General features: G+C 58.9%; 6 protein-coding genes. All 6 read left to right on the top strand.

The genetic code is table 11. The annotated features are described in order from the left end of the window. Position 1 precedes the first annotated feature (1 nt). Positions 2-1,435, top strand: coding sequence for a type VI secretion system protein TssA (tssA, locus tag H8A87_RS02640; protein WP_198688455.1), 1,434 nt, complete (start codon positions 2-4; stop codon positions 1,433-1,435). A gap of 89 nt (positions 1,436-1,524) precedes the next feature. Further along, positions 1,525-5,040, top strand: coding sequence for a type VI secretion system membrane subunit TssM (tssM, locus tag H8A87_RS02635; RefSeq protein ID WP_232370045.1), 3,516 nt, complete (start codon positions 1,525-1,527; stop codon positions 5,038-5,040). 119 nt (positions 5,041-5,159) lie between these two features. Beyond that, positions 5,160-6,539, top strand: coding sequence for a VasL domain-containing protein (locus H8A87_RS02630; RefSeq protein ID WP_198688453.1), 1,380 nt, complete (start codon positions 5,160-5,162; stop codon positions 6,537-6,539). A 16-nt stretch (positions 6,540-6,555) separates the two neighbouring features. Further along, on the top strand, positions 6,556-8,544 hold the full coding sequence (locus H8A87_RS02625) for a type VI secretion system Vgr family protein (protein ID WP_198688452.1): 1,989 nt from the start codon (positions 6,556-6,558) through the stop codon (positions 8,542-8,544). Positions 8,545-8,669: 125 nt separating this feature from the next. Next, positions 8,670-9,089 (top strand): DUF1795 domain-containing protein, encoded by a 420-nt coding sequence (locus tag H8A87_RS02620; protein ID WP_198688451.1) that lies wholly within the window; start codon positions 8,670-8,672, stop codon positions 9,087-9,089. Positions 9,090-9,101: 12 nt separating this feature from the next. Beyond that, a partial coding sequence (locus H8A87_RS02615) for a PAAR domain-containing protein (RefSeq protein WP_198688450.1) occupies positions 9,102-12,907 on the top strand: 3,806 nt, incomplete at its 3' end.

The following is a 12,907-nucleotide window of genomic DNA, read 5'->3' as shown; positions in this document are numbered from 1 at the left end:
CATGGACATCAGAACACAATTCGACTGGTTCGGCGCCCTGCTGGCCCCCCTGTCCGACGAACAGATTGGCAAGGCGCTGGCAGACGGCGAACCTGCATGGGAATACATTGACGGCGAAATGATCAAATTTGGCTCGCTGTCGCATGGCTCGCTGGATGTTGAAGCCATCCAGCGGCAGGCCTTGCAACTGCTGAATGAAAACAGCAAGGACTTTCGCCTGATGGTGCATCTGCTGCGTACCCTGCAACATGCCGGCCACGCCGCTGAGTTGATCCTCGCCCTGGAACTGCTGACCGAGTATGTCAAAAACTACTGGGAAAGTGCGTGGCCGACCAAGCCCCTGTTAAAGCGCCGACTGGCGCAGCAGGTTCTCAAGCGTTTTGAATCAGCGCAAGGCAGTTTCACCGAACAGGCGAGCAAAAATGAACGGGATGAGGCACAAGGGGCGTTAGCCCATCTCGCGCAATGCTGGCATGCCAATGAACCGGATCTGGCCAAAGAAGTCGATCAACTGCGTACCCGTTATAACCGTCAGCCAGAAGCCGTCGCGGCGGCACCTAAACCGGCTGCGCCGACATCCACAGGCGACGCCGCGACACCCACATCTCAGACCGTTGAGGCGGCCCCGATGCCGGACGTGGACGTCAACAGTTCGAGCGAAAAAGCGTGGAAACAGACCCTGATGACCGTCGCCGATTTGCTGTGTGAACGGCATCCCGAAGCGCCCCTCGGTTATTCCCTGCGCCGTCACGCGGTCTGGCACACTCTCACCACCGCACCGATGGCGAATGCCACGGGCAAAACGCCGTTGGCACCGGCTTCCGCGGATCGCACCGCTGACTATCTGGCGCGATTGCCGGTGGCGGACAACACATTGCTTCAACAAATTGAGCAAAGCCTGACACTGGCCCCTTACTGGCTGGAGGGGCATGCCATTGCCGCACAGGCCGCGGCGCAATTGGGGTATGGAAACGTCGCACAGGCCATTCGTGATGAACTGAATGCCTTTCTGGATCGGTTGCCCGTGCTGAAAACCTTACGTTTTTCCGACATGAGTCCGTTTATTTCGCCAGACACCCTGGATTGGCTCGCCCCTGAACCCGTGGCAACCGGCAACGGGGCTGTTTCCGCGGATCAGGAAGCACTCTGGCAATGTTTCCAGCAACAGGGATTAGAAGCCGCCCTGAAAATGCTGGAAGCGTATCAGCAACAGCTTACCGAGCCACGGGATCAATTCTACGGCCAGTTGCTCAATGCCCAATTGCTTGAAGAAGCGGGCATGACAGCGCTGGCCCAACAGCACTACCGGAACTTGTTACACACGGGACAACACATGTTACTCACTCAATGGGAACCCAGCCTGCTGACTTTACTGGCTGAAAAACTGCCTTCTCCTCTCAAGGATACGGCTTCAAACAGGAGCGTTAACCCATGAAATGGCCCTCTTTGTCATCTTTGGCGCCCTTGAAATCGGCCTTACCGGCGCTGGCGAAGTTTAAGTCCCTGCCCCGCCTCAAGGCAGCGATGGCACTGGTGCTGGCGCTTATCCCCTGCCTGCTCCTGATCGCCGTCTGGTGGTGGGGGCCGGAATGGAAAATCCGCAACGACTATCCGCTGGAAAGCCTCGCGGCACGCTGGCTGGCCACCGCCATCATCATTATGGGGGTGCTGTTCTGGATTGGCATGAAAGCGTGGCGTCGTCTGCGGACACTGGAAAAACTTAACCTTGACGTTGAACTGAAAGTCGTTGATCCGGTACGGGTGGATATTGAGCATCAGGATCGTTACCTCGATCACTGGAAATCCCAGTTACAACGCCATCTGGACTCGTACAATTACCTGTACGAACGTCCGTGGTACATGGTGATCGGCAGCCAGAAGAGCGGCAAAACCTCACTGATTAAGGAAGGCTATAAGCTGTCTGAAATTGCGGCACCGGAATATTTGCGTCAGGACGAGGATATGCCCCTGATGCTGCGCTGCTGGTTGGGGGAAAAAGCGGTCATCATCGATCCGAGAGGCCAGTTGATTGACCAGCCGGTTCCACTCAACAGTGACAAACCGCAAATCAACCCCCGCCTGTGGGAAGCGCTGCTGAACTGGCTGACCGAAAACCGTCAGCGCCAGCCGCTCAACGGCATTATTCTGACCGTGGATATCCTGCGTCTCATGACGGATAACCGCGAACAGCGCGAACGTTACGTACGGGAGCTTCACCAGCGTCTGCAAGACATTCGTCTGACCTTCCACAGCCAGTTGCCGCTCTATCTGGTGATGACTAAAATTGACCTGCTGCACGGTTTTGACGCCCTGTACCAGTCGCTGGATCGCAAACTGCGTGATCAGATCCTCGGGGTCACCTTCAGCCTCAACAACCGCGATGAAAAAGCGTGGCGCAGTGAGCTGGAGCAGTTCTGGAAACAGTGGATGAACAACCTGAATGCGGCGATGCCCGACATGATGCTGAACAACGTGGATGCCAACCAGCGCAGCGCCCTGTTCAGTTTCACCCGTCAGGTTCAGGGTCTGTACAGCTATATCGTCCAGATGCTGGACGATATCCTGTATAACGACGAGCATCACCGCCCGACCCTGCGCGGGGTCTACCTGACCTCGGCGCATCAGGTGGGGCAGATGGATGACCTGTTCACCCAGTCCGCCTCGGCGCAGTATCACCTGGGCTCTCAGGCGTTCCCCACCTGGCCGGCGGGGGATACCCTGCCGTACTTTACCCAGTCCCTGTTCGAAGATGTCCTGCTGGCAGAGCCCAATCTGGCGGCCGAAAACCGACTCTGGCTGAGCCGTAACCGCCGTCAGTTGTACACCTTTTCCACCGTCAGTGCCCTGGTCATCATGGCGATGTGGGGCGGCTGGCATTACTTCTACCAGAAAAACTACCGGGCGGGCGAAGAAGTGCTGGCGCAGGCGAAAAACTTCCTGTCCGTGCCGCCCCCGAAAGGCGATGACCGCTACGGCAATCTCCAGTTGCCGCTGCTGAACCCGATCCGGGACGCGACCCTGGCTTACGGCAACTACCATGAGAATAAATCCTTCCTGACGGACATGGCGTTGTATCAGGGCGGCGGTGTCGGGCCGTATGTGGAGAACACCTACCTGAAACTGCTGGAACAGCGTTTCCTGCCGTCCCTGATGCAGGGGTTGCTGGATGACCTGAATCAGGCCCCGGCGGGCAGTGAGGAGAAACTCGAAATCCTGCGGGTCATGCGCATGATGGAAGACAAGAGCCAGCGCAACAGCGGCCTGGTGGCCCAGTACATGCGTGATCGCTGGAGTCAGGCATTCAATGGTCAGCGTGATGTGCAGGATGCGTTGCTGACCCATCTGGATTACGCCCTCGATCGTACCGACTGGAAAGCGCAGCGTGACAAGGGGAATAAGGACGCCATTGACAGTTTCGCGCCGTTTGTCAAACCGGTCCGGCAGGCCCAGCAAGAGTTGAAAACCCTCTCCGTCAAGCAGCGGGTGTACCAGAACCTGCGTATCAAGGCCCAGGATGCGCTGTCAGCGCCGGTCAACCTGCGTGACCAGATTGGCCCGAGCTTTGACAGCGTATTTATTGCCGGCAACGAGAAACGGCTGGTGATCCCGCAGTTCCTGACCCGCCACGGCCTGATGGATTACTTCGTCCGGCAGGGCAATGCACTGGTGGAACTGACGGAGATGGACAGCTGGGTGCTGAACTTGAAGCAGGCGCGTCAGGATAAACCCCGCGAGGCCGCGCCGTCGCCGAATAAAGACAATTACAGTGAAACGGATCAGGCGCGGATCCAGCGTGAAATCACCGAACTGTACGTGGCGGACTACACCGCGAACTGGCGGGCGGCGATGAATAACCTGGAAGTGCGTGACTTTGAGGATCTGCCGCAGGCCATCAGTGCCATCGAACAGGTGATCAGTGGCGAACAGCCGATCAAGCGGGCCCTGCAAATCCTGAGTGACAACACAACTCCGCCGATAATGGGCGGCTCACTGAGCGACAAGGAAAAACAGGGGCTGTTGCAGCAGGAAGATTACAAACTGTTAAACCGCATCAGCCGGGACTTTGCGCCGGAAACCGGGGTGCTGGTTGAGCACGGTGACAAGGGCAGCACGCTGCAAAGCGTCTACCAGAAACTGATGGCGCTGCACCGTTACCTGCTGGCGATCCAGAACTCGCCGGTGCCGGGCAAGGCGGCGTTGCAGGCGGTACAGATGCGGCTGGACAAAAACAACAGTGACGCGATTTTTGAAGTGCAGCAGATGGCGAAAAACCTGCCGGAGCCGCTGAACCGCTGGGTCGGTGATCTGGCAGAGCAGGCCTGGCGCGTGGTGATGATGGAAGCGGTGCGTTCACTGGAAGTGGAATGGAACGACTCGGTGGTCAAACAGTACAAGACCTATCTGGCGGGCCGTTATCCGTTCAACCCGAATGCCACCGAAGACGTGCCGCTGAGTGAGTTTGACCGCTTCTTCCGGCCGGGCGGCACCCTGGATGCCTTCTACCAGCAAAGCCTGAAACCGTTTGTGGAGAACAACCTGACCACCGGCACTGACGGGCGGGAGCTCATCCGGCCGGACGTGATGAAACAGCTGGGCGTGGCGAACCGCATCCGCACCACCTTCTTTACGCCGCAAAACGGGCTGGGCACCCAGTTTGCCATTGAACCGGTCAGCCTGACCGGCAACAAACGCCGGGCCCTGCTGAACCTCGACGGCCAGCTGGTGGATTACGCCCACGGACGCAGCCCCGTGGCGCGTCTGGTGTGGCCGAACTCCATGCGGGCAGGCACCGAAAGCAAGCTGACCCTGATGCCGGACCGCAGCAATCTGGCCCCGCGCGCCCTCAGCTTCACCGGTCCGTGGGCACAGCTGCGGCTGATTAACAGCGGCAAGCTGACCCACGTCCAGCCGGGCTTCTTTGACGTGCGCTTTGGTGTGGACGGCGGCGAAATGACCTACCGCATCTACGTGGACGAATCGGACAACCCGTTTGCGGGCGGGCTGTTCAGCCAGTTCAAACTGCCGGACACCCTCTATTGAAGTGAAAAGCCTCTGGTGAGGGGAAGAGCCTCTATTGAGAGGAAAATAGTGGGTCAGTCTTGCAAGCAAAACCTCCCCCTGCCTTCGGGCCGGGGGTTTTTTAAGGAGAAAAACCAGCCATGAGCGGGCACCCTGAAAATCTCATCATCCGGGCGGGCGGCAGTCCGCTGAACCTGCCGGAATTCGCCGTTATCCGCGATGAAATCAACAAAATCAGCCATCCGGCACAGCCGGAAGTGAACTGGCCACTGGTGGAATCCCTGTCCCTGACGGTGTTCAAAACCCACGGCGTCGATTTGCAGACGGCGATTTACTATACCCTGGCCCGGATGCAGCTGAACGGGCTGGCGGGATTCACCGAGGGCTGCGAACTGCTGGCGGGGGTCATCGTCAGTGAATGGGACACTCTGTGGCCGCTCCAGCCGCAGGTGCGCACGGATTTGCTGGAGTGGTTCCACACCCGGACCGGCAGCGTGCTGCGTCAGCTGGAGTTTGCCGCCGGCGACCTGCGGATGATTTACCGCGCGGAACGGGCGCTCCAGCTGATTATCGACCGGTTGCAGCAATCCGACCTGAAACGGTTGCCGCGGGTGGAAAACCTGCTGTGGTTCTTCCAGAACGCGGCGAAAAAACTGGAAAAACCGCGGCAGGCTGCCAAGCCGGTGGTGCAACCGGTGCAGATGCCTCCGCTGGTCTACCTGTCCCAGTCGGAGGCCGAGCCGGACACCCCGCCGCCGCCGCGTCATGACCCCCAGCCGGCGGGCGACAGCCCGCCGCGGGTACGGGTGCAGTTTCCGCCTGACCCGCCCCCGCGCGGCTTCAGTGCGTGGCAGGGCTTTGGCCTCGGCGCCCTGCTGGGCGTACTGGCCTGGGTGGGGGGCTGGCTGTTGCTCTATAAGCCGGTGCAACAACAGCTCAACGCCCTGACTGAGCAACCGGCGGGTGCCCGGCTGGCCTGGCTTTACCGGCCAGAACTGGAGAACTATCCGTACCAGCTTGAGCGGCTGGCGGAGACATCCCCCCTGGCGACCTGGGATGCCGCCCGTCAACTGACGGACACGGCTGAACAGTGGTGGCCCGCCTCCGCGGCCCAGCGCCAGGCCACCCGCCAATGGCAGCAGCAGGTGGCGGCCCGCATTGACAGCGTGCCCCTGAGCGGCAGCTGGGACACCACCCGCGACCAGCTGCAGCAACTGTCAGACAAAATCCTGTTGCAGGAGCGGACCCGGGGCAGCTTCACGCTGTCCTACCTGAAAACCGCCATCTATAACCTCCAGCGCAGCCACGGCAGCGACGTGCCGCTGGAAGAACTGCTGCGCCAGCTGAGCGTCTACGCGGCAAAAGGGGACAGCGCGCCGCCGGTGCTGCTGAAAGGCATCGATGACCGCTTTAACGCCCTGCTCGGCCGTTATGACCGGCTGCGTCAGGCGACAGAACATCAGGCGGGCCACCAGACCCCACACCATGAACCAGCCGTCACACCGGACGGCGGGCATTAATCAGGGAGACATTCGTATGTCAATGAAAAAGAGCATGGCGAAACTTCAGAAAGGGCAGGCCTTGGTTCAGCAGGGACAGCAGTCCGCCCAAATAGCGAAACAGGCCGCCGGCATGTTGGGCAGCGCAGGGAAAAGCGTGGCAGGTGCCCCGGGCGTCATCCCGGGCGGCGGCGGGCTCACGGCCCCGAGCGGCCTGCAATTTACCCTGACGGCGGGCGGGTTGCCGCCGCAGACCTTTGTCGTCACCGACTTCGCCCTGACGGAAGGTTTTTCCCAGCCGTTCAGCCTGACGGTCGGGCTGGCCAGTGCCGACCCGGCCATCGACTTTCCGGCGGTACTGGACCGCAGCGCGACCCTGACCATCCTGCAGGACGGGGTCGAACAGCGCAGCCTCACGGGCATGGTGGCGCGTTTTGAGCAGGGCAACACCGGGTTGCACCAGACCACCTACCAGATGACTATCCGCCCTGACCTGTGGCGCACGACCCTGAGACAGAACTCGCGTATTTTCCAGCAGCAGGATATCGCCACCATCACCACCACCCTTCTGAAAGAACACAACATCCGCGATGTGATCTTCAGCCTGCGCCATCCTCATCCGGCGCGCGAATTCTGCGTGCAGTATCAGGAAAGTGACTTTGCTTTCCTGCAACGGTTAACGGCGGAAGAGGGCATTTTCTACTTCTTTGAATGCGGCAACGGGCGCAACACACTGGTGTTTGCCGATGACGCCGGCTCCGTGCCGCCGGGCATGGTTATCCCGTACCAGCCGGGGGAAGGCAGCACCCTGGGTGAGCCGTCGGTGGGCAGCCTGACCTGCAGTGCACAGGTACGTCCGGCGCAGGTCGAGCTCAAGGACTACACCTTCAAAAACCCAGCCTGGGCGGCGGAGTTCCGGGCGCAGATGAAAGAAGAGACGTTGCAGGAACAGTACTACGAGCACTACGACTACCCGGGCCGGTTTAAGGACGAAGCCCACGGCAAAGCCTTTACCCGCTACCGGTTAGAGGCCCTGCGCAACGACGCGGTGACGGGCCAGGGCAGCGGCCAGGCGATTGCGGTGCAGCCGGGCAAATTATTCACCCTGACCAACCACCCGCGCCCGGACCTGAACCAGCCGTGGCAGGTGGTCAGTGCCAGCCACACCGGCAGCCAGCCGCAGGCGCGGGAAACCGGCGGCGGCGACAGCGGCACCACGCTGCACAGCCAGTTCAGCTTTATCCGCCATAACCAGAGCTGGCGCCCGGCGCCGCTGCCGAAGCCGGTGGTGGACGGCCCGCAAATTGCCAAAGTGGTGGGTCCGGCCGGGGAAGAAATTTTCTGTGACCCGTACGGGCGCATCCGCCTCCAGTTCCCGTGGGATCGATACGGCAAGAGCGACGACCAAAGCTCCTGCTGGATACGCGTCAGCCAGCCGTGGGCGGGTCAGGGCTGGGGCATGCTCGCCATTCCACGCATCGGACAAGAAGTGGTGGTGGATTTCCTGCACGGCGACCCGGACCAGCCGATAGTGACGGGCCGCACCTACCACGCCAGCAACATCCCGCCGGGGAAACTGCCGGGCAGCAAGACCCAGATGGCGTTCCGCTCCAAGACCCACAAGGGGGAGGGGTACAACGAACTGCTGTTTGAGGATGCGAAGGGCGGCGAAAAGCTGTCGCTGCATGCGCAAAAGGATATGGAAACGACGGTTCTCAATGATCGTACCACCCGTGTGATACACGACCACACCGAAAGTGTTGGTCACAATCAAGTCATCACCGTGCGTGAGGAGCGGCATAAGGAGGTGATCGGCAAGGAAGTGAGCAGTATTGGTGAGCGGCAAATAACGGTGGAGAAAACGAGTGTGCTCAGTGCCAAGGGAGAAATCACCCTCCAGTCTGTTGAAGACGGTATCAGTATTAGCAATACCAAGGGGAGCATTTCGATAGACAAGGAAGGAAATATCCATATCACGGGGGTCTCGGTGATTATCAATGGTCAGAAGGTCATCACCCTGAACTGATGTCGTCCATGATGGCGAACATACCGATAACAATAATGAAGTCAGCTAGGTAAATTTTATTACGCCCGGGCTGAACGAACAAACTAATGAACTGAATACGTTAAAAAGAACGAAAAGGAAACAGCATGAGCGCACAACCTTACCAGATGAACGAAGGCACCCTGACCATTCCTGCCAACTGGCGTGACGAATCCATGCACGTTTTTGTGTTGCCGGATGACAGCGGAATCAACCTAGTGATTAACCGTACGCCCGTTCCTATGGGAACCGATACCGTGGCCTATTATGAACAGACTTTAGAACAGTTTCGTACCCACTTGCCGGGTTATCAGGAGCATCAGCGTCTTGAAATGACACTCAGTGGCAAACCTGCCTGGCGGCTGGATTACCAATGGCAGAGTCCGGAAGGAGAAATGCACCAGACCGTGGTGTTACAAATCCGGGGCAGCCAGTTGCTGGCCTTTAACCTGACATCTCCCCAGCCGTTTGATGAAGGGCAACGTGATGCCCTGCTGGTGGTGGTCACCAGTTTTCAGGTTGTGTAATGGGAGGCCAATATGGGACTGAGTGATGAAATTGTGACGCGGATTGCCCGCGTGGGTGCCACTCACGCAGGCACGAAACTGATGCCGCCCTCACAGCCAAGAGGCCCGGCGGCAGCTCGCGAAGGGGATCCGATTCAGCATTCGAGTTTTCTGGGCGCGTTGGCGGGCGTCATTGCCGGTGCACTGATTGGTGCGGCCGTTTTTGCCGCCGCGTCCGCATTGGTCGTCGGCACAGGAGGGTTGGCAACAGCGGCAGTACTGGCACTCGGTACCGCGGGAACATTGGCATTGGGGGGCCTTATCAGTGATGTCAGCTCGGCGGTGACGAATATGGTGAACAGTTTCGGCCCCCCAGATGGGGCAATAGACAGTGGTTCGCCGAATGTCATCATTGAGGGTAAACCAGCGGCCCGAACCACCGTGGACTTAGCCGTGTGTAGCAAACATCCGCCGCCTTTGATAGCTCAGGGCAGTGAATCGGTCTTTATCAACGACCAGCCAGCGGCACGGGTGGATGACAAACTGGTCTGCGGTGCGACCATTAAGGGGGGCGCGAGCACCGTCTTTATTGGTTCCGGTCAGGGGACTTACCTTGAAGTTGAGGAAGAATTTTCAGGCTGGCAGCGGGCTTTGTTGATCGCGGTCGAATTTGTGGTGCCGCCTTCACGGGGACTGGTAAAGGGGATTGGAAAACTGCTGACCAAAACAGGCCGTCAGGCTGTCGTGAGGGGCGCGGTTAAGGGGGCGAAAAAAGTTGGTGATGTCGTGCGGGGCAAGACGCTGAATTGCGCTAAAATCGCCTTCAAGGAAACCAAGGGCTTGAAGCGTTACTGGGCCAGCACGAAAAAATTCTTTAGCGGGGACCCGATTGATGTGACAACCGGTGTCTTGTTTGACCAGCGCACGGATATTGAGCTGGGGCAAACGGTCCCGCTGCAATTTATACGCAGTTGGTCACCGGGACAACGGGGGCTGCTGGGAGAAAACTGGACGGACAGCTTCTCGGACTGTGCGATAGTGACCGGGGACCGGATAGAAATCCTCACCACAGAAGGGGCGTCGCTGCATTTTGCCCTGCCGGAGAGTGTTGACCACAGCATCAACCCGGAACATCCCGACTTTACCCTGAGTCGTGAGACACAAGGTTATGTGCTGACGGAACGCAATAATCCGGTGCGAAAATATTTTGCCTTGCCTGCCCTGACGGAGAAAGCTGAGTCAACGGGCACCCCGCGCTGGCTGCTGACGGAACACCGTGACCGCAACGGGAATGCGGTGCGTTTTCACTATAATGACACGTATCAGTTGGTGAACGTGACTCACAGCGACGGTCCTGAACTGGTGTTGTTATACCGTGAAGATGGGCTGCTGGCAGACATCCGCCGCAGCGACAATGGCCTCAATGAAGTGATGGCGCGGTATGGTTATCATGACAACGGCTGGCTGGCGGATGCGGACAGTCTACAGCAGTTTCACTTGTTCTATGACTATAACGAACAGGGGCTGATTAGCCGCTGGTCCGATGGTGACCAGACGGCGGTGGATTATCGTTATGATGCGCAGGGGCGCTGTACCGATAGTGTGGGCAGTGGCGGCTTTTATCCCGTTCACCTGACCTATGAACCGGGTATCACCCGTTCCACCACGCCGCAGGGCCATACCACCACTTGGAATTATAATGACGCGCAGCAGGTGACGCAGGTGGAAACCCCATGTGGTCATGTCACCCGTTATGAATATGACGAGTGGGGTAACCTGCGGCGACAGATTTTGCCGGAAGGGCAGGTGTTGACGCTGGATTATCTGGCGGATACGGGGTTGGTGACGGTCTTTACAGATGCCAGCGGAGCCATGTGGCAGTACCACTATGATGAGGCAGATCTGTTGATTAGCATGACGGATCCGCTCGGTCGTGTCTGGTGGCAACAGTATGATGACAAGGGCAACGCGGAATGTTTTACTGCCCCCGATGGCAGCAAGACTATCCTGACCCGTAATGAATTTGGGCTGGTTATCGCCGCCGAAGACGATGAGGGACACAAACGGACGTGGGAATATGATAGCCATCAGCGGCTGACTAAACTTTTTGATGAAGAGAACCGCAGCCTGCGGCTGGGCTACGACAGCCATGACCGATTGCAGCGGCTTGCTTCGGGGGGCGGCGCGCTGTGGCTGTGGGATTATGACCGTCATCACCGGCTGGCCTTAAGTGACCGCCCTAACAACAGCCTTGAACGTTTTCGCCATGACCGCCACGGTAACCTGACTGAATGGACCGATGCCCGCAGTGTGAAATGGCATATCGAATACGGGCCGTTTGACTTGCCGATAGCTCGTGTGGATGGTGAAGGTAACCGCTGGCAGTACCGCTATGACCACAACAGCCTGCAACTGCTGGAAGTGATTAACCCGCAGGGAGAAAGTTATCGTTATACACTGGATGCAGAGGGGCGGGTAGTAACGGAAACCGACTACGCGGGCACACAATGGCATTATGCGTATGATGGCAACGGTAACTGCATTGAAAAACGCGATGCGCTGAACAATATTACCCGCTATGAATACGATGCGGCAGGCCGGATGACAGCGATGCACATGCCGGAAGGCACGACCACCTACCGTTACGATATCCTCGGCCGTCTGCTGGAAGTCACCGCACCAGACAGTGAGCTGCTGACGTTTGAATACGACGACAAAGACCGTATGGTCAAAGAAGTTCAGCCTTACGGGGAAATCCAGCGTGATTACCCGGACAGAGCCACGGCAGAAAGAACTCTCCAGACTCCGGATGGCCGATGTTGGCAGGTAAGCACACAAGCCAACAACGTGGGTGAACTCAAACTGCTGAGCATCAACGGCGAGCATACCCTCAGCCTTGAACGGGACGGAGACGGACACGAATGGCACCGCCAGTCAGACAGAGGGTTTATTCTGCGGCAGGCGCATTCCCTGATGGGGCAACTGACCGCCCAGCGTGCGGGACGCAATACGGAGTTTTTTGCGGCGCATGAAGTGGCGGATATCCCGCAACCGATGCTGGCCGGTCTGGACCGGGAATATCGCTACGATGCAGCCCTCAATCTGGTGGCGGCGAATGATGAACGGCAGTGGCTGCGCTATGTGGTCAATGGCAATGGTCAGGTGACTTCCGTCAGCGATGGTGAGCGCTTGCGGGAGCACTATCAGTATGATGCGTCCGGCTACCCGTCCCGCCGTTTTGACGGCGTCAATGATATCGACGGCGAGCGGCTGTACCAGAAAGGGCATCGGCTGCGGCAGGCGGGTCAGCATCTGTTCGAATACGACGAGGCCGGACGGATGACCGCCATGCAGCTCTGGCAGGAAGGCCACCGCCCGCAACTGACCCGGTTCCGCTGGAACAGCCAGAACCAGCTTATCGGGGTGCAGACCCCGGGCGGCCAGCAGTGGGACTATCGCTACGATGCCTTCGGGCGGCGGACGGAAAAAGTGTGCGAACGGGCGGGCAGCCGGACGACGTACCTGTGGGACGGCGATGTGCCGGCGGAAATCCGCGAATACCGGCACAATCGGCTGTACAGCATCCGCCATCTGGTGTTTGATGGCTGGCAGCTTTTGGCGCAGCAAATCCAGTTCTTTACGCCCAACCCGGAAAGCCGCCATGAACTGATGGCGGGGGACGTGCAGACACACTATGCTGTTTGTGCTCCGACGGGCGAACCGCTGGCGTTGTTTGATACCGCCGGGCACCGGGTCTGGCGTCAGCCGCCGCAAAGCCTGTACGGGCTGCGTCTGGGTGTGTTGGGGGAAAATGCGGAACTGAACCCGGGGCTGAAATT

The organism is Xenorhabdus lircayensis, from assembly GCF_016306625.1.
GTDB lineage: Bacteria > Pseudomonadota > Gammaproteobacteria > Enterobacterales > Enterobacteriaceae > Xenorhabdus > Xenorhabdus lircayensis.
This window is presented reverse-complemented; position numbering and strand designations above follow the sequence as displayed.